The organism is Cryomorphaceae bacterium (assembly GCA_017798125.1).
In the GTDB taxonomy this organism is placed as follows: domain Bacteria; phylum Bacteroidota; class Bacteroidia; order Flavobacteriales; family ECT2AJA-044; genus ECT2AJA-044.
This window is the reverse complement of sequence record CP059070.1, coordinates 2,395,972-2,414,451: the sequence shown is the minus strand read 5'-3', so window position 1 is coordinate 2,414,451 and position 18,480 is coordinate 2,395,972. Positions and strand designations below refer to the sequence as shown.

The window sequence follows — 18,480 nt, the reverse complement described above, 5'->3', positions numbered from 1 at the left end:
GTAGCGGTACACTGATCGGTATTGCCATTCTCATCGGTGACGGTAAGGGGTCACGGTGTTTGGTCCGACGTTGGTACAATCGAATGTGGTGATATCGAGGGAGATGTTGTCGATGCCACAGTTATCGGCCGACCCGTTGTCGATATCGGAAGTGGAGATGGAGGCGTTACCGGAAGCGTCGAGTTGGATGGTGATGTCTTGACAGATGGCTGTCGGATCGATGTTGTCTTCGACGGTCACCGTAGCGGTACACTGATCGGTATTGCCATTCTCATCGGTGACGGTAAGGGTCACGGTGTTTGGTCCGACGTTGGTACAATCGAATGTGGTGATATCGAGGGAGATGTTGTCGATGCCACAGTTATCGGCCGACCCGTTGTCGATATCGGAAGTGGGAGATGGAGGCGTTACCGGAAGCGTCGAGTTGGATGGTGATGTCTTGACAGATGGCTGTCGGATCGATGTTGTCTTCGACGGTCACCGTAGCGGTACACTGATCGGTATTGCCATTCTCATCGGTGACGGTAAGGGTCACGGTGTTTGGTCCGACGTTGGTACAATCGAATGTGGTGATATCGAGGAGATGTTGTCGATGCCACAGTTATCGGCCGACCCGTTGTCGATATCGGAAGTGGAGATGGAGGCGTTACCGGAAGCGTCGAGTTGATGGTGATGTCTTGACAGATGGCTGTCGGATCGATGTTGTCTTCGACGGTCACCGTAGCGGTACACTGATCGGTATTGCCATTCTCATCGGTGACGGTAAGGGTCACGGTGTTTTGGTCCGACGTTGGTACAATCGAATGTGGTGATATCGAGGGAGATGTTGTCGATGCCACAGTTATCGGCCGACCCGTTGTCGATATCGGAAGTGGAGATGGAGGCGTTACCGGAAGCGTCGAGTTGGATGGTGATGTCTTGACAGATGGCTGTCGGATCGATGTTGTCTTCGACGGTCACCGTAGCGGTACACTGATCGGTATTGCCATTCTCATCGGTGACGGTAAGGGTCACGGTGTTTGGTCCGACGTTGGTACAATCGAATGTGGTGATATCGAGGAGATGTTGTCGATGCCACAGTTATCGGCCGACCCGTTGTCGATATCGGAAGTGGAGATGGAGGCGTTACCGGAAGCGTCGAGTTGGATGGTGATGTCTTGACAGATGGCTGTCGGATCGATGTTGTCTTCGACGGTCACCGTAGCGGTACACTGATCGGTATTGCCATTCTCATCGGTGACGGTAAGGGTCACGGTGTTTGGTCCGACGTTGGTACAATCGAATGTGGTGATATCGAGGAGATGTTGTCGATGCCACAGTTATCGGCCGACCCGTTGTCGATATCGGAAGTGGAGATGGAGGCGTTACCGGAAGCGTCGAGTTGGATGGTGATGTCTTGACAGATGGCTGTCGGATCGATGTTGTCTTCGACGGTCACCGTAGCGGTACACTGATCGGTATTGCCATTCTCATCGGTGACGGTAAGGGTCACGGTGTTTGGTCCGACGTTGGTACAATCGAATGTGGTGATATCGAGGAGATGTTGTCGATGCCACAGTTATCGGCCGACCCGTTGTCGATATCGGAAGTGGAGATGGAGGCGTTACCGGAAGCGTCGAGTTGGATGGTGATGTCTTGACAGATGGCTGTCGGATCGATGTTGTCTTCGACGGTCACCGTAGCGGTACACTGATCGGTATTGCCATTCTCATCGGTGACGGTAAGGGTCACGGTGTTTGGTCCGACGTTGGTACAATCGAATGTGGTGATATCGAGGAGATGTTGTCGATGCCACAGTTATCGGCCGACCCGTTGTCGATATCGGAAGTGGAGATGGAGGCGTTACCGGAAGCGTCGAGTTGGATGGTGATGTCTTGACAGATGGCTGTCGGATCGATGTTGTCTTCGACGGTCACCGTAGCGGTACACTGATCGGTATTGCCATTCTCATCGGTGACGGTAAGGGTCACGGTGTTTGGTCCGACGTTGGTACAATCGAATGTGGTGATATCGAGGGAGATGTTGTCGATGCCACAGTTATCGGCCGACCCGTTGTCGATATCGGAAGTGGAGATGGAGGCGTTACCGGAAGCGTCGAGTTGGATGGTGATGTCTTGACAGATGGCTGTCGGATCGATGTTGTCTTCGACGGTCACCGTAGCGGTACACTGATCGGTATTGCCATTCTCATCGGTGACGGTAAGGGTCACGGTGTTTGGTCCGACGTTGGTACAATCGAATGTGGTGATATCGAGGGAGATGTTGTCGATGCCACAGTTATCGGCCGACCCGTTGTCGATATCGGAAGTGGAGATGGAGGCGTTACCGGAAGCGTCGAGTTGGATGGTGATGTCTTGACAGATGGCTGTCGGATCGATGTTGTCTTCGACGGTCACCGTAGCGGTACACTGATCGGTATTGCCATTCTCATCGGTGACGGTAAGGGTCACGGTGTTTGGTCCGACGTTGGTACAATCGAATGTGGTGATATCGAGGAGATGTTGTCGATGCCACAGTTATCGGCCGACCCGTTGTCGATATCGGAAGTGGAGATGGAGGCGTTACCGGAAGCGTCGAGTTGGATGGTGATGTCTTGACAGATGGCTGTCGGATCGATGTTGTCTTCGACGGTCACCGTAGCGGTACAGATCGGTATTGCCATTCTCATCGGTGACGGTAAGGGTCACGGTGTTTGGTCCGACGTTGGTACAATCGAATGTGGTGATATCGAGGGAGATGTTGTCGATGCCACAGTTATCGGCCGACCCGTTGTCGATATCGGAAGTGGAGATGGAGGCGTTACCGGAAGCGTCGAGTTGGATGGTGATGTCTTGACAGATGGCTGTCGGATCGATGTTGTCTTCGACGGTCACCGTAGCGGTACACTGATCGGTATTGCCATTCTCATCGGTGACGGTAAGGGTCACGGTGTTTGGTCCGACGTTGGTACAATCGAATGTGGTGATATCGAGGAGATGTTGTCGATGCCACAGTTATCGGCCGACCCGTTGTCGATATCGGAAGTGGAGATGGAGGCGTTACCGGAAGCGTCGAGTTGGATGGTGATGTCTTGACAGATGGCTGTCGGATCGATGTTGTCTTCGACGGTCACCGTAGCGGTACACTGATCGGTATTGCCATTCTCATCGGTGACGGTAAGGGTCACGGTGTTTGGTCCGACGTTGGTACAATCGAATGTGGTGATATCGAGGAGATGTTGTCGATGCCACAGTTATCGGCCGACCCGTTGTCGATATCGGAAGTGGAGATGGAGGCGTTACCGGAAGCGTCGAGTTGGATGGTGATGTCTTGACAGATGGCTGTCGGATCGATGTTGTCTTCGACGGTCACCGTAGCGGTACACTGATCGGTATTGCCATTCTCATCGGTGACGGTAAGGGTCACGGTGTTTGGTCCGACGTTGGTACAATCGAATGTGGTGATATCGAGGAGATGTTGTCGATGCCACAGTTATCGGCCGACCCGTTGTCGATATCGGAAGTGGAGATGGAGGCGTTACCGGAAGCGTCGAGTTGGATGGTGATGTCTTGACAGATGGCTGTCGGATCGATGTTGTCTTCGACGGTCACCGTAGCGGTACACTGATCGGTATTGCCATTCTCATCGGTGACGGTAAGGGTCACGGTGTTTGGTCCGACGTTGGTACAATCGAATGTGGTGATATCGAGGGAGATGTTGTCGATGCCACAGTTATCGGCCGACCCGTTGTCGATATCGGAAGTGGAGATGGAGGCGTTACCGGAAGCGTCGAGTTGGATGGTGATGTCTTGACAGATGGCTGTCGGATCGATGTTGTCTTCGACGGTCACCGTAGCGGTACACTGATCGGTATTGCCATTCTCATCGGTGACGGTAAGGGTCACGGTGTTTGGTCCGACGTTGGTACAATCGAATGTGGTGATATCGAGGAGATGTTGTCGATGCCACAGTTATCGGCCGACCCGTTGTCGATATCGGAAGTGGAGATGGAGGCGTTACCGGAAGCGTCGAGTTGGATGGTGATGTCTTGACAGATGGCTGTCGGATCGATGTTGTCTTCGACGGTCACCGTAGCGGTACACTGATCGGTATTGCCATTCTCATCGGTGACGGTAAGGGTCACGGTGTTTGGTCCGACGTTGGTACAATCGAATGTGGTGATATCGAGGAGATGTTGTCGATGCCACAGTTATCGGCCGACCCGTTGTCGATATCGGAAGTGGAGATGGAGGCGTTACCGGAAGCGTCGAGTTGGATGGTGATGTCTTGACAGATGGCTGTCGGATCGATGTTGTCTTCGACGGTCACCGTAGCGGTACACTGATCGGTATTGCCATTCTCATCGGTGACGGTAAGGGTCACGGTGTTTGGTCCGACGTTGGTACAATCGAATGTGGTGATATCGAGGAGATGTTGTCGATGCCACAGTTATCGGCCGACCCGTTGTCGATATCGGAAGTGGAGATGGAGGCGTTACCGGAAGCGTCGAGTTGGATGGTGATGTCTTGACAGATGGCTGTCGGATCGATGTTGTCTTCGACGGTCACCGTAGCGGTACACTGATCGGTATTGCCATTCTCATCGGTGACGGTAAGGGTCACGGTGTTTGGTCCGACGTTGGTACAATCGAATGTGGTGATATCGAGGGAGATGTTGTCGATGCCACAGTTATCGGCCGACCCGTTGTCGATATCGGAAGTGGAGATGGAGGCGTTACCGGAAGCGTCGAGTTGGATGGTGATGTCTTGACAGATGGCTGTCGGATCGATGTTGTCTTCGACGGTCACCGTAGCGGTACACTGATCGGTATTGCCATTCTCATCGGTGACGGTAAGGGTCACGGTGTTTGGTCCGACGTTGGTACAATCGAATGTGGTGATATCGAGGAGATGTTGTCGATGCCACAGTTATCGGCCGACCCGTTGTCGATATCGGAAGTGGAGATGGAGGCGTTACCGGAAGCGTCGAGTTGGATGGTGATGTCTTGACAGATGGCTGTCGGATCGATGTTGTCTTCGACGGTCACCGTAGCGGTACACTGATCGGTATTGCCATTCTCATCGGTGACGGTAAGGGTCACGGTGTTTGGTCCGACGTTGGTACAATCGAATGTGGTGATATCGAGGGAGATGTTGTCGATGCCACAGTTATCGGCCGACCCGTTGTCGATATCGGAAGTGGAGATGGAGGCGTTACCGGAAGCGTCGAGTTGGATGGTGATGTCTTGACAGATGGCTGTCGGATCGATGTTGTCTTCGACGGTCACCGTAGCGGTACACTGATCGGTATTGCCATTCTCATCGGTGACGGTAAGGGTCACGGTGTTTGGTCCGACGTTGGTACAATCGAATGTGGTGATATCGAGGGAGATGTTGTCGATGCCACAGTTATCGGCCGACCCGTTGTCGATATCGGAAGTGGAGATGGAGGCGTTACCGGAAGCGTCGAGTTGGATGGTGATGTCTTGACAGATGGCTGTCGGATCGATGTTGTCTTCGACGGTCACCGTAGCGGTACACTGATCGGTATTGCCATTCTCATCGGTGACGGTAAGGGTCACGGTGTTTGGTCCGACGTTGGTACAATCGAATGTGGTGATATCGAGGGAGATGTTGTCGATGCCACAGTTATCGGCCGACCCGTTGTCGATATCGGAAGTGGAGATGGAGGCGTTACCGGAAGCGTCGAGTTGGATGGTGATGTCTTGACAGATGGCTGTCGGATCGATGTTGTCTTCGACGGTCACCGTAGCGGTACACTGATCGGTATTGCCATTCTCATCGGTGACGGTAAGGGTCACGGTGTTTGGTCCGACGTTGGTACAATCGAATGTGGTGATATCGAGGGAGATGTTGTCGATGCCACAGTTATCGGCCGACCCGTTGTCGATATCGGAAGTGGAGATGGAGGCGTTACCGGAAGCGTCGAGTTGGATGGTGATGTCTTGACAGATGGCTGTCGGATCGATGTTGTCTTCGACGGTCACCGTAGCGGTACACTGATCGGTATTGCCATTCTCATCGGTGACGGTAAGGGTCACGGTGTTTGGTCCGACGTTGGTACAATCGAATGTGGTGATATCGAGGGAGATGTTGTCGATGCCACAGTTATCGGCCGACCCGTTGTCGATATCGGAAGTGGAGATGGAGGCGTTACCGGAAGCGTCGAGTTGGATGGTGATGTCTTGACAGATGGCTGTCGGATCGATGTTGTCTTCGACGGTCACCGTAGCGGTACACTGATCGGTATTGCCATTCTCATCGGTGACGGTAAGGGTCACGGTGTTTGGTCCGACGTTGGTACAATCGAATGTGGTGATATCGAGGAGATGTTGTCGATGCCACAGTTATCGGCCGACCCGTTGTCGATATCGGAAGTGGAGATGGAGGCGTTACCGGAAGCGTCGAGTTGGATGGTGATGTCTTGACAGATGGCTGTCGGATCGATGTTGTCTTCGACGGTCACCGTAGCGGTACACTGATCGGTATTGCCATTCTCATCGGTGACGGTAAGGGTCACGGTGTTTGGTCCGACGTTGGTACAATCGAATGTGGTGATATCGAGGGAGATGTTGTCGATGCCACAGTTATCGGCCGACCCGTTGTCGATATCGGAAGTGGAGATGGAGGCGTTACCGGAAGCGTCGAGTTGGATGGTGATGTCTTGACAGATGGCTGTCGGATCGATGTTGTCTTCGACGGTCACCGTAGCGGTACACTGATCGGTATTGCCATTCTCATCGGTGACGGTAAGGGTCACGGTGTTTGGTCCGACGTTGGTACAATCGAATGTGGTGATATCGAGGAGATGTTGTCGATGCCACAGTTATCGGCCGACCCGTTGTCGATATCGGAAGTGGAGATGGAGGCGTTACCGGAAGCGTCGAGTTGGATGGTGATGTCTTGACAGATGGCTGTCGGATCGATGTTGTCTTCGACGGTCACCGTAGCGGTACACTGATCGGTATTGCCATTCTCATCGGTGACGGTAAGGGTCACGGTGTTTGGTCCGACGTTGGTACAATCGAATGTGGTGATATCGAGGAGATGTTGTCGATGCCACAGTTATCGGCCGACCCGTTGTCGATATCGGAAGTGGAGATGGAGGCGTTACCGGAAGCGTCGAGTTGGATGGTGATGTCTTGACAGATGGCTGTCGGATCGATGTTGTCTTCGACGGTCACCGTAGCGGTACACTGATCGGTATTGCCATTCTCATCGGTGACGGTAAGGGTCACGGTGTTTGGTCCGACGTTGGTACAATCGAATGTGGTGATATCGAGGGAGATGTTGTCGATGCCACAGTTATCGGCCGACCCGTTGTCGATATCGGAAGTGGAGATGGAGGCGTTACCGGAAGCGTCGAGTTGGATGGTGATGTCTTGACAGATGGCTGTCGGATCGATGTTGTCTTCGACGGTCACCGTAGCGGTACACTGATCGGTATTGCCATTCTCATCGGTGACGGTAAGGGTCACGGTGTTTGGTCCGACGTTGGTACAATCGAATGTGGTGATATCGAGGGAGATGTTGTCGATGCCACAGTTATCGGCCGACCCGTTGTCGATATCGGAAGTGGAGATGGAGGCGTTACCGGAAGCGTCGAGTTGGATGGTGATGTCTTGACAGATGGCTGTCGGATCGATGTTGTCTTCGACGGTCACCGTAGCGGTACACTGATCGGTATTGCCATTCTCATCGGTGACGGTAAGGGTCACGGTGTTTGGTCCGACGTTGGTACAATCGAATGTGGTGATATCGAGGAGATGTTGTCGATGCCACAGTTATCGGCCGACCCGTTGTCGATATCGGAAGTGGAGATGGAGGCGTTACCGGAAGCGTCGAGTTGGATGGTGATGTCTTGACAGATGGCTGTCGGATCGATGTTGTCTTCGACGGTCACCGTAGCGGTACACTGATCGGTATTGCCATTCTCATCGGTGACGGTAAGGGTCACGGTGTTTGGTCCGACGTTGGTACAATCGAATGTGGTGATATCGAGGGAGATGTTGTCGATGCCACAGTTATCGGCCGACCCGTTGTCGATATCGGAAGTGGAGATGGAGGCGTTACCGGAAGCGTCGAGTTGGATGGTGATGTCTTGACAGATGGCTGTCGGATCGATGTTGTCTTCGACGGTCACCGTAGCGGTACACTGATCGGTATTGCCATTCTCATCGGTGACGGTAAGGGTCACGGTGTTTGGTCCGACGTTGGTACAATCGAATGTGGTGATATCGAGGAGATGTTGTCGATGCCACAGTTATCGGCCGACCCGTTGTCGATATCGGAAGTGGAGATGGAGGCGTTACCGGAAGCGTCGAGTTGGATGGTGATGTCTTGACAGATGGCTGTCGGATCGATGTTGTCTTCGACGGTCACCGTAGCGGTACACTGATCGGTATTGCCATTCTCATCGGTGACGGTAAGGGTCACGGTGTTTGGTCCGACGTTGGTACAATCGAATGTGGTGATATCGAGGGAGATGTTGTCGATGCCACAGTTATCGGCCGACCCGTTGTCGATATCGGAAGTGGAGATGGAGGCGTTACCGGAAGCGTCGAGTTGGATGGTGATGTCTTGACAGATGGCTGTCGGATCGATGTTGTCTTCGACGGTCACCGTAGCGGTACACTGATCGGTATTGCCATTCTCATCGGTGACGGTAAGGGTCACGGTGTTTGGTCCGACGTTGGTACAATCGAATGTGGTGATATCGAGGAGATGTTGTCGATGCCACAGTTATCGGCCGACCCGTTGTCGATATCGGAAGTGGAGATGGAGGCGTTACCGGAAGCGTCGAGTTGGATGGTGATGTCTTGACAGATGGCTGTCGGATCGATGTTGTCAACACCGGCAACTGCAACCGAAGCAATGCTCTTACATCCATTGACGTCGGTAACAGTCACGTCGTAGGACCCTGCAGAAAGACCACTCGCGGTGTTGGTGTTGGCACCCGAACTCCAGAGATACGAATATGGAGCAGTACCACCAGAAGCACTAGCCGTGGCGGATCCATCAGATGAGCTTGGGCAAGAGGCATCAGAAACAAGATCGGCATCTGCGACAAGCGCAGATGCTGGCTCTCCAACAACAAGACCTGAGATGACTTGCTTACAGCCATTCTCATCGGTAACAGAAACCGAATATGTACCAGCGGCCAAATCACTAATCGAGGAGGTGGCGAAATTGGAGGCTGGATTTCCATCAGGAGGACTTACAAGTAGGTTGCAATTTCCATTTCCAGGTACGTTTGCCGTATCACCAACAATTCTTCCAGCTATTACAATGCTGTCTAGGATGGCTCTAGTATTCCCGCCCCCGGTACTGTTGAACTCAAATTTTAACTGATAGTTGCCGGTTACACCAGACGGGAAGGTAACAGCTTCAGGAATAGATGGTACTAAGTTAGGACCCCAAATCGTCGATTCATTGTTGCTTTCATCGATGGCAACAACCTTCAGGGTTACGTTGCCCGTATTTGTGTTATTCTTATCGTAAATAAATGAAATCGGAGCGCTTGAGGTTAATGAGGTCCATGGGCTAGTAATAGACCGCTCAGAAGTTGAGTTATTCATGTTTCCAGAACGGAAGCTTACAGCACCCTCTATTACGTTCGTTGCATTGATGGATCCTCCCACTAACTGCCAGCATTCAGCCTCCACATTAGCCGTACTTCCTGCCTCCATATCTTGAAGATAGGTTGGCGAATATGAAGATCCTGAGCTACTAGCACCATTGGACCATTGGAAAGTCAATGATCCAGAGCCGCCAGATGCAGAAACGGTGATTGAGCCAGTAGACGCTCCGAAACAGTCTACGTCCGTAATGTTAGTTGATGATCCAGATATGCCATCCGGAGAAGTAATCAATAGGGATTCTAGTTCTGTTATACATCCGTTGGTATCAGTAATGGTCACCGAGTATGTACCGGCCGCAAGGTTTTCTACATCTTCAGTAATGTCTCCATTGCTCCATGCATATGTGTAAGGAGATGTTCCACCTGATACGACCATATTAAAGGCACCATCAGAATCTCCAAGGCAACTAACTCGACCAGCAGGGGCAAACGCAAACAAGGCGACAGGTTCGTTTATCGTAATCGAACCCGATACAGAACAGCCATTTGCGTCCGTTACAACTACTCCCTGGCTACCGGCAGATAGTGCTACTGCAGTTTGAGTGCTTTCAAGATTGTCCCAGGCAAATGAGTACGGAGGAGTACCACCGGAAACGCTTGCAGTGGCTGATCCATCCGCGTCACCATTACACTGAACGTCTTGAACGAGGACAACATTAAGTGTCAAGGCCTCAGGCTCAGTAATGACGACAGTTGTTTTACCTGTACAACCAAGTGCATCCGTTGCGGTAACTCCATAGGTTCCTGCAGAAAGGCCACTAACACTTGTACCAATTCCCCCGGTACTCCATTCATATGTAAAGCCACCATTTCCTCCAGTAGTAGAGTTAATGAGAGCTTGTCCGTCATTTAGTCCATTACATGAAACCGCACTTGATTCAATGGCGTTGACTACAATAGCATTCGGTTGACTAATGACGACAGTATTGTCAGAAGCCGTACATCCATTGGCATCAGTAATCACGACACTATATGTTCCCGCCGCAAGCCCCGTTGCTGTCTGAGTGGTTTGGTTACCTGCTGAAGCTCCCCATTGATAGCTATAAGGCCCAGTTCCTCCAGTAGGCGTTGCTGTAGCTGTTCCATCTGACAAGCCATTACATGTAACGGCTGAATTTTCGCTTCCCACGACTGTAAGGACATCAGGCTCTGTAATGGTAACCCAGTCGTTTGCGATACATCCGTTTGCATCTGTTACGATTACGTTAAAGACACCACCAATCAAGTTTGTAGCGTTCTGAGTAACCTGTGCTCCTGCATTTCCGTCCCATTGATAAGAATAAGGAGGTGTTCCTCCTGAAGGAACTACAGTTGCTTCTCCATCTCCATCTCCATTACAAGTAACACCTTGGACTTGAGATGCAACTACGGTTAAAACAGGAGGGTTTGCGATAACAATTGAACCAGTTTCAGTACAACCGTTTTGATCTGTAACGGTAACGCTGTAGGTCCCTGAACCAAGGCCGGTTGCCGTTTGTGTAGATTGTCCATCGGACCATAAGTAAGTGAAAGAGCCAGTACCACCTGAAGATGAAGCAGTGGCTGTTGCGTCGGATTCACCGGTGCATGATACTCCACTCGCCAAAATGACATCAACAGTTATTACATCCGGTTCCGAAATAACTACACTAACTTCTGAGGTACAACCATTATCGTCCGTAACCGTTGCTATGTATGTTCCTCCACTCAAGGATGAAACGGTCGCGGAAGTTGAACTTCCAGCTGAAGCAGGCCACTGGTAAGAATAGGGCGGGGTCCCACCGCTCGCCGTAATTGTAGCCTGAGCGCTATTATCACCATTGCAGCTTAAGGCAGTGTTAATAGTAAATCCTGTGATCAGAGGTGAAGGTTCTGTGAGCGTGACGTTGTTTTGGGCGGTACAGCCGTTGGCATCTGTCACAACGACTATAATTGTCCCAGCAGCAACATTGCTGGCTGTTTGCGTTGTCTGATTTCCAGCGGATGCACTCCAGCTGTAGGTATAAGGAGGGGTTCCTCCAGTCGGATTTGCCGTAGCGCTCCCAGTTGCATTGCCATTGCAATCAACATTCACGACACTTCCAATGGTCACGGATAAAAGACTTGGTTCGGTAACATCAACGTCCACGTTCGCCGTACATCCATTAGCGTCTGTAATTACGACATTATAGGTTCCCGCTACAAGCCCAGTGGCGGTCTGGGTAGTTTGGTTACCGGCAGGGGCATTCCATTGGTACATGTATGGGGGAGTTCCTCCTGAAGGATTAACACTTGCGGAACCCTCTGTGTCTCCAAAACATGGTACGGTACCGTCGACCGCTGTTGCTACTAGAGCACTTGGCTCGGAAACAACGGCTGATGCAGTAGTGGTACAACCATTTGCGTCAGTAACCGTCACGTTGTACGTTCCTGCGCTCAATCCACTTGGGTCTTGACTTGAGCCAGCGCCGTTGTCCCAGACGTAGCTATATGGTGGAGTTCCAAAGGTCACAGTAAGATCTATCGAACCATCTGAATCCCCATTACACGAAACATCTGTTGGAGAGGCAGAAGCAGAGAGTGCGTTGGATGGTTCGTTGATGGTAAAACTGATTTGAGCATTACACCCGTTATCGTCTGTGACATCAACCGTGTATGATCCTGCTGACAAGCCGGTTGGATCTTGAGCACTTCCAGCACCATTGGTCCAGGCATAAGCGTATGGAGGTGTTCCACCATTTACATCTAAGTCAATCGATCCTTGAGAGTCTCCGACACAGAAATTGTCCGTAGTTGAGCCACTAAGAGAAATGGAGGTAGGTTCGTCAATGATAGCGATCCCTTGTACCGTACAACCTTCGTCATCGGTAACCGTTACGGTGTAAACACCTTGTCCAAGTCCTGTTTCAGTAATTCCATTGCCTCCGCTGCTCCATGCGTATGTATACGGCCCAGTACCCCCTGAAACACTCGCTACTGCCTCTCCATCGGCGCTTCCATTACAAAGAGCATCGGTCTCCGTAATAGTGACTTGAAGATCCGTGGTAGAGGTAATACTGATTTGTATGTTATCAACAAGAATTTCTTCCGAGGCAATACTAAATCCATTTTGAATTCTAAACCGAAGTCTGGCCACTTTGCCCACATAGGAGTTCAGATTTTCGTTTGCAGATCCTGAACCGCTTTGGTTGGTCCCCGCTGCCGATAGAATAGTGTAGACAGTTGTGTATGAAGATCCTGTACCTGTGGTGTCTATTTCTACAATAACATTTTCACTCGCGCTACTTTCCGTCTCGAATGTAAACCAATCAAAAGTCAAGGTAGCAGTTGTCGCATTCGTTAAATCGACTTCACGATAAACGGCATCATTGGTTTGCGCCACAACTCCTCCAGCTCCGAAGACAAGACAATTTCCATTTGGGCAGTTTGCATTGGCTTCATTTCGGTTTCTTCCAGCGCTCGCATCTTGACCTTCTCCTTCTTCTGTCCAATCCGTACTCCAATTAATGCTTCCGTCCTGATTCGTCCAGACGTCTGGAGTGCTAAAGTTATCTGCGACTATACCACTACCACAATCGGCGGCAGGTATATCAGCGATAACGGTCTTACATACAATCAACGTACAACCATTATCATCGGTAATAGTGACACAATAGGTTCCTACCGCCAAGCCACTCGGATCTTGAACTACAGCCCCGTTAGACCAGAGGTAGGTAAATGGTGATGTTCCTCCTGAGACGTTCAAGTCAATGGCACCATCTGATGCGGATACTGAAGAGGCATTTGTAATTACCGTAGAAGTAGATATGACATTTGGATCGCTAAGTGAAATCGTTGTGTCAACAGAGCATCCATTTGCGTCAAAAACATTCAGCGTATAGCTTCCTTCGGTAAGCCCCGTTCGGTCTTGAGTATTTGGTCCGTCAGACCACCCATAAGTGTAAGGGCCAGTACCACCAATGACAGTAATGTCTATTTCTCCAAGTGCGTTTCCATTACATGGGTTTTGCGTAAGAACATAGGACAATGTAAGTTCATCAGGCTCCGTGATGGTATAGCTTTCTGTTACTTGACAGCTATTATCATCTGTAATGGTAACAAAGTAGGTCCCGGGACTCAACGAAGAAATAGAATTTGTTGCGCCTCCAGTAGACCAATTGTATGCGTAAGGCGATGTTCCTCCTGAAACGTTGGCGGTCAGTACACCGTCATTTTCACCGCTACATGTAACATTTGCTTGGACTATTCCAGAGGAAAGGGCATTGCTAGGCCCACCAACTACTAAGGTTTCAGTATATAAGCATCCATTTGCATCAGTAATGGATACCGTATAGTTTCCAGCGGAAAGGCTCGTTTGACTACTTACATTACCGGCTCCATTACTCCAAGCAAAAGAGTAAGGGGAAGTACCGCCTACAGGAACCAAAGTGATGGAACCATTTGCATCACCGAAGCAAAGAACATTTTGAATGGTTTCCCCTGGATCAATAGCGTCGGGCTCGTCGACAACTACGGTAATTTGTGCTGAACAATTGGCTGCGTCGTCTACAGTGACGAGATACGTTCCAGCAGGTACGCCGCTTAAGTCTTCTGTACTTGCACCGTTGGTCCATGAAATGGTGAAGGGTCCATTATTTCCGGTAATGGTAAGATCAATCGTTCCATCGCTTCCTCCGTTACAGGAAACATCGGTATTTGTTACACCTAAGCTTAGTTGAGCAGACTGAACAATGATACCAGTGCTGGTCTCCTTACATCCATTCCCGTCGGTTACAGTAACGGTGTATGTCCCCGCATCTAAACCAGAAACATCTTGAGATCCAGCACCGTTGCTCCAAGCATAGGCATATGGCAATGTTCCACCACTTACCGTCAGGTCGATTGAGCTAGCGCAAGCATCAGAAGAAACGGTATTAGCCAATACCAGGACGTCCGGTTCGTTAATCGTCACTTGTGCATTATCGGTACAACCATTGGCATCCGTTACAACTACGGAATAAGTTCCAGCCGGTAGACTATTCAAATTTGGAGTTACTGGACCGGTGTTCCATGCGTAGGAGTACGGAGGAGTACCGCCCGAAACGAAGCTGGTAACCGCCCCATCCGAATCACCATTACAGTTTAGGTCGGCGGTAACTAATTGAACTTCAAGTGAGTCGGGTTGACTGACGACAAAACTTCGAATAAGTGTACAACCGTTGGCATCTGTAATGGTCAAGAAGTAGGTCCCAGCTGAAAGGCTGCTAATATCTTCAGTTGAAGCACCTGTAGACCAATCATAACTAAGAGGGAAAAAGCCACCCCCAGTTGTCAGGTCGATTGATCCGTCATTCAAGCCGTTGCAAGAAACGTTGATGACAGTATCTAAAACGAAAATTTGTTGACCCGGTGGCGTTACAGTGATGGTCACAGTCGCTGTATCTCCTAAAGATGGGGATCCATCGTCGTAGATGGCATAGGTGAACTGGTCGGAGCCATTAAAGTTTGTATTAGGGGTGTATGTGATATCCCCTGTATTACCAGGATTGATATTGGACAATACACCGTTCAGTGGGTTCGTGATAATAACTAATGAGGCTGTATCAAGATTTCGATCAGGGTCCGGTCCGAAATCGTTAGAAAGAACATTAAAGGTAACGGATTCACACTGCTCTAACGTAACGTCATCATCCCCCACAACAGGTGGTATAAAGGCGTCAAATCCAAAGTCTGAGTCGCAATAAGTAGGTGCCGAACAGCATGAACCCTCCACAGGGATTTCGCTTAGCGTTGTGTAGAGGAACGGGAATGGAATCGTTGTGCTATCAACTTCAACAATGAATTTTTCTGGAACAGCTTCCTCGTATTGGACCTGAACGTCATCTACGAAGTACTCATCTCCACCTCCCCATCCGCCTGTGGGATAGAATCCAATAGTCACAATTTGACCAATAAAAGGGGTGAGATCAATCGACTCATTGGTTGGAGTGCTACCAACATTATTCGGCAAGGTAAGCTCTTGTGTGCCGTTTACGGAGACTTGTAAAAGATCATTACTACCACCAGCGTTTTCGGTGTAGACAAATGAGAATGTTGCTGTGCCGCATGCGTTTCTCAAATCGACCTGTCTACTAATGGTGTCGTTGTTGTTGACATCATCGAAAATCAAACACTGATCATCAGGACCGTTTGGACCGTCTACATCGGTACCGATATAGATCGATTGTCCATTTGATCGATTTTGGAATGGTGATGCGACGACAGGAGAGCCATTTTCATCGTCTTCCCAATTATTGAACCAATTAGCTGTGCCATCATTGTTGTCGTAGGCGATGGTCGAAAATTCGTCTCGTACGGTGAATGTAGGAGTGGTACAATTGCTGCCGGCTTCTACAATAGCAACGTCATCCAGGTACCATACGTCATTTCCAGCATCTGGCCACCACGCAGAAGTGGTCCCATTAAATGCCGAAAAGTCAATGATTACAGTTTGACCAACATAGGCGGATAAGTCAATGGTTTGGTCTGTCCACGTCTGGTTGTTATTTCCGACGAGCGTAAGTAAGGTCGTGTAACTAGAACCTCCGTTGGTACTGATTCGAACCAATACATTATCTCCCGATTCTCCATTATCATTACGCTCTGAAAACTGTAGTTCTGGACTAATATAACCGGTAAGGTCAATTGTTCTTTGAATACCGTCTCCGTCCTCAATATTGTTGGTGGCCGTAGCATTGTCTGTGTCGTCTCCAATATCATCGAATCGAATGGCGTAGGTCCCGCTATTCGTTTGTGCTGTAGAGATCTGAATATTTCCGGTAGATGTACCGACACCTCCGTTGTCTGTTTCGGTCCAACCGGCAGCCCACCCAGTTCCTCCAATGAGATTATTGCTCTCGAATCCATCGGTGGCGCCACTTCCTCCAGATCCGCCACTCACATCTATGGAAAGAGAGTACTCCCCATTTGCGTCCGTGAAAGTGGAATCGAATCGTGTATCACCAGAACTTAGAGTTCCATCTCCGTCAACGTCATTCCAAACCCTAATGAGAGCTCCTTGATACTCATTCTCAGAGCCGTCAATGGATTGATCTCTGTCTTCGTCTTCCCATACGGTTCCGGCCACTTTAATTTTACCTGTTTCAGGTGTACAAGGTCCTGCTACAATGTTTCCGTTGATATATACCCAAGCGGTGACACAAGTTGGCGTGGTGTGGTCGTCACAAATTTCATACTCCAAACTGTCTGAACCAGAGAATCCTGGCCCTGGAGTGTAGGTGAACGTTCCGTCTGAGGTGTTGATGTTGGTCACTACCCCGTTCACAGGACTCGTAACAATGGAGATTGTTGTGAAGTCAGGATTAGACTTGGGAAAGTCATCATTTGGAATGGGGTCTACTCCGGTGGCTTGGAATCCGTTGACTGTGACGGTATCGTTGATGGCCGTTGGAGGACAGTAGCTGTTAAAAATGTAGCTCGAAGTTGAGATGAATTCGTTGGAAACTACCCATGTGTTGTGGAAGATCTCATTTGTTCCACTCCAAGTATGGCACACAGTCGATGTACAGCCAGTTGTTGTGTCTGAACTCCCACCCACGGGAAGATCATTCCAGAACTGAGCTACGTTGTTTATAGAACTTGGCGCAAGCTGATTTACAGTAAATCCACCGTCGTTGTTCTCCGCATCGTAGATAGGGAAGTGAACGAGTCCCGCTTCGTATTTGAATTCGATGGAAATTGTGGCTCCATCCCCGACTTCAACTCCAAGTCCATCCAATCCGTCCCATTCGATACAATTGCTTCCTGCCTGAACCAATTCGAAAAGAACAAGGTCTTCAGGGTCATCGGTATCGCCATCGTTATTGGCATCGATATCCAAAGTGACCTGACCATCCGCATCCGCCGTAACGTTAATACAGTAGTTGCTTCCAACACATGAAATCCCGGTAATCGAGGTAAGCGCTGCAGAAGGAACAGTGGAGGCGTATGGAAAGGCAGAATCGTCGGGGGGATTCAAGAAAATCTTGTGTTCGGGCTGATAGGGGACCTCTCCATAGGCTGGAGCCCCACCGGATCCCGTAAATGTTCCGTTCAGGTCGGAACCATCTCTGGTTTTTCTGGATTCAAAGAGGTTCAAGGCGGTATCTAATCCCCATGTATTCGCCACAATTCCGAATCCAAAAGGACGAATATCGTTGTACTTGACTTCGTAGAGTGTTCCATCTTCGCGATATACGTACACGGAAGGTTTGAATACGACGTTGGAACCATTGGTGATTAACGCCCATTTTGTCGCCCAGACGCGACCGAGCTTTACTTCATCCACCGTTTCATCAATAACGGTGATGTCAAAAAAGTCATATCGGTTTGCGAAATCGCCTCCGCTAGAAGCGCGTGTAGTATTTTGAGCTACGTTGTTTTCGAAGTTTAACTCGATGTAGTAGTCCCCGTTCATTGAGGGATCGAATCGAATCGCATCGTATCCGCCCGGATTTGGGAAGTTCACGGCATCATTTGGACCAGCGACGGCCTCAGCATAGCTGTCAATGAAGCCAGGGTTCCCGGGTTCTATGGTACCGGAGGCAACAATATTGTCATTAGGGTCTCGAAGGCGCCAATAGGTGATTTCGTCCGTACGCTGTGGAGCGAAACCGAAATAGATGTACTCTCGAGAATTGTCAAAAATGTGAATGTTCAGTCGCTCATCAGGATTGGTGCTGGATTCCCAAGACGCAAAGTCGCCTCCCCAATCGTAAGGGGCCAAAGCTCCTTCGACCGTGAAGGTGGTGCCGCCAATGGTTGTGTCTTGCTGAGGACGAAGCTCTTTCGTTCCCTCGGCCCGTAGGGCCATAGCAGAGCCAAGCAACACAAAGGTTACCAGTAATAGGCGCAAGGTATGTCGTA

General features: G+C 50.1%; 23 protein-coding genes. All 23 read right to left on the bottom strand.

The window, feature by feature from the left end; translation table 11 throughout:
- Nucleotides 1-30: 30 nt before the first annotated feature.
- Complete coding sequence (locus HZ996_10695) at nt 31-294, bottom strand: hypothetical protein (GenBank protein QTN39585.1); 264 nt, start codon at nt 292-294, stop codon at nt 31-33.
- Nucleotides 295-361: 67 nt separating this feature from the next.
- Nucleotides 362-535, bottom strand: a complete 174-nt coding sequence (locus HZ996_10690; protein ID QTN39584.1) for a hypothetical protein — start codon at nt 533-535, stop codon at nt 362-364.
- Nucleotides 513-773, bottom strand: a complete 261-nt coding sequence (locus HZ996_10685; GenBank protein ID QTN39583.1) for a hypothetical protein — start codon at nt 771-773, stop codon at nt 513-515. Before HZ996_10685 ends, HZ996_10690 begins: the two co-directional genes overlap by 23 nt.
- A complete protein-coding gene (locus HZ996_10680) occupies nt 751-1,014 on the bottom strand; it encodes a hypothetical protein (GenBank protein QTN39582.1) in 264 nt (87 codons plus the stop codon). The genes HZ996_10685 and HZ996_10680 overlap by 23 nt, the downstream gene beginning before the upstream one ends.
- The gene (locus HZ996_10675; GenBank protein QTN39581.1) at nt 1,011-1,253 is read right to left on the bottom strand and encodes a hypothetical protein; all 243 of its coding nucleotides are present in this window, start codon (nt 1,251-1,253) and stop codon (nt 1,011-1,013) included. Before HZ996_10675 ends, HZ996_10680 begins: the two co-directional genes overlap by 4 nt.
- Nucleotides 1,250-1,492, bottom strand: a complete 243-nt coding sequence (locus HZ996_10670; protein QTN39580.1) for a hypothetical protein — start codon at nt 1,490-1,492, stop codon at nt 1,250-1,252. Before HZ996_10670 ends, HZ996_10675 begins: the two co-directional genes overlap by 4 nt.
- A complete protein-coding gene (locus tag HZ996_10665) occupies nt 1,489-1,731 on the bottom strand; it encodes a hypothetical protein (protein ID QTN39579.1) in 243 nt (80 codons plus the stop codon). The genes HZ996_10670 and HZ996_10665 overlap by 4 nt, the downstream gene beginning before the upstream one ends.
- Nucleotides 1,728-2,450, bottom strand: coding sequence for a hypothetical protein (locus tag HZ996_10660; protein QTN39578.1), 723 nt, complete (start codon nt 2,448-2,450; stop codon nt 1,728-1,730). Before HZ996_10660 ends, HZ996_10665 begins: the two co-directional genes overlap by 4 nt.
- Nucleotides 2,447-2,635: a hypothetical protein gene (locus HZ996_10655; protein ID QTN39577.1), complete on the bottom strand. Its 189-nt coding sequence runs from the start codon at nt 2,633-2,635 to the stop codon at nt 2,447-2,449. Before HZ996_10655 ends, HZ996_10660 begins: the two co-directional genes overlap by 4 nt.
- Nucleotides 2,562-2,927, bottom strand: a complete 366-nt coding sequence (locus HZ996_10650; protein QTN39576.1) for a hypothetical protein — start codon at nt 2,925-2,927, stop codon at nt 2,562-2,564. The genes HZ996_10655 and HZ996_10650 overlap by 74 nt, the downstream gene beginning before the upstream one ends.
- Entirely contained in the window at nt 2,924-3,166 is a 243-nt protein-coding gene (locus HZ996_10645; GenBank protein ID QTN39575.1) for a hypothetical protein, read from the bottom strand. Before HZ996_10645 ends, HZ996_10650 begins: the two co-directional genes overlap by 4 nt.
- Nucleotides 3,163-3,405 (bottom strand): hypothetical protein, encoded by a 243-nt coding sequence (locus HZ996_10640; protein ID QTN39574.1) that lies wholly within the window; start codon nt 3,403-3,405, stop codon nt 3,163-3,165. Before HZ996_10640 ends, HZ996_10645 begins: the two co-directional genes overlap by 4 nt.
- Complete coding sequence (locus HZ996_10635; protein ID QTN39573.1) at nt 3,402-3,884, bottom strand: HYR domain-containing protein; 483 nt, start codon at nt 3,882-3,884, stop codon at nt 3,402-3,404. The genes HZ996_10640 and HZ996_10635 overlap by 4 nt, the downstream gene beginning before the upstream one ends.
- On the bottom strand, nt 3,881-4,123 hold the full coding sequence (locus HZ996_10630) for a hypothetical protein (GenBank protein ID QTN39572.1): 243 nt from the start codon (nt 4,121-4,123) through the stop codon (nt 3,881-3,883). Before HZ996_10630 ends, HZ996_10635 begins: the two co-directional genes overlap by 4 nt.
- Nucleotides 4,120-4,362: a hypothetical protein gene (locus tag HZ996_10625; GenBank protein ID QTN39571.1), complete on the bottom strand. Its 243-nt coding sequence runs from the start codon at nt 4,360-4,362 to the stop codon at nt 4,120-4,122. The genes HZ996_10630 and HZ996_10625 overlap by 4 nt, the downstream gene beginning before the upstream one ends.
- Nucleotides 4,359-4,841 (bottom strand): HYR domain-containing protein, encoded by a 483-nt coding sequence (locus HZ996_10620; GenBank protein QTN39570.1) that lies wholly within the window; start codon nt 4,839-4,841, stop codon nt 4,359-4,361. The genes HZ996_10625 and HZ996_10620 overlap by 4 nt, the downstream gene beginning before the upstream one ends.
- Nucleotides 4,838-6,280: a hypothetical protein gene (locus HZ996_10615; protein QTN39569.1), complete on the bottom strand. Its 1,443-nt coding sequence runs from the start codon at nt 6,278-6,280 to the stop codon at nt 4,838-4,840. The genes HZ996_10620 and HZ996_10615 overlap by 4 nt, the downstream gene beginning before the upstream one ends.
- On the bottom strand, nt 6,277-6,759 hold the full coding sequence (locus HZ996_10610) for an HYR domain-containing protein (GenBank protein QTN39568.1): 483 nt from the start codon (nt 6,757-6,759) through the stop codon (nt 6,277-6,279). Before HZ996_10610 ends, HZ996_10615 begins: the two co-directional genes overlap by 4 nt.
- Nucleotides 6,756-6,998 (bottom strand): hypothetical protein, encoded by a 243-nt coding sequence (locus HZ996_10605; protein ID QTN39567.1) that lies wholly within the window; start codon nt 6,996-6,998, stop codon nt 6,756-6,758. Before HZ996_10605 ends, HZ996_10610 begins: the two co-directional genes overlap by 4 nt.
- Entirely contained in the window at nt 6,995-7,717 is a 723-nt protein-coding gene (locus HZ996_10600) for a hypothetical protein (GenBank protein QTN39566.1), read from the bottom strand. The genes HZ996_10605 and HZ996_10600 overlap by 4 nt, the downstream gene beginning before the upstream one ends.
- Nucleotides 7,714-8,196, bottom strand: a complete 483-nt coding sequence (locus HZ996_10595) for an HYR domain-containing protein (GenBank protein QTN39565.1) — start codon at nt 8,194-8,196, stop codon at nt 7,714-7,716. The genes HZ996_10600 and HZ996_10595 overlap by 4 nt, the downstream gene beginning before the upstream one ends.
- Complete coding sequence (locus HZ996_10590) at nt 8,193-8,675, bottom strand: HYR domain-containing protein (protein QTN39564.1); 483 nt, start codon at nt 8,673-8,675, stop codon at nt 8,193-8,195. The genes HZ996_10595 and HZ996_10590 overlap by 4 nt, the downstream gene beginning before the upstream one ends.
- Nucleotides 8,672-18,469, bottom strand: a complete 9,798-nt coding sequence (locus HZ996_10585; protein QTN39563.1) for a hypothetical protein — start codon at nt 18,467-18,469, stop codon at nt 8,672-8,674. The genes HZ996_10590 and HZ996_10585 overlap by 4 nt, the downstream gene beginning before the upstream one ends.
- Between the last annotated feature and the right edge of the window lie 11 nt (nt 18,470-18,480).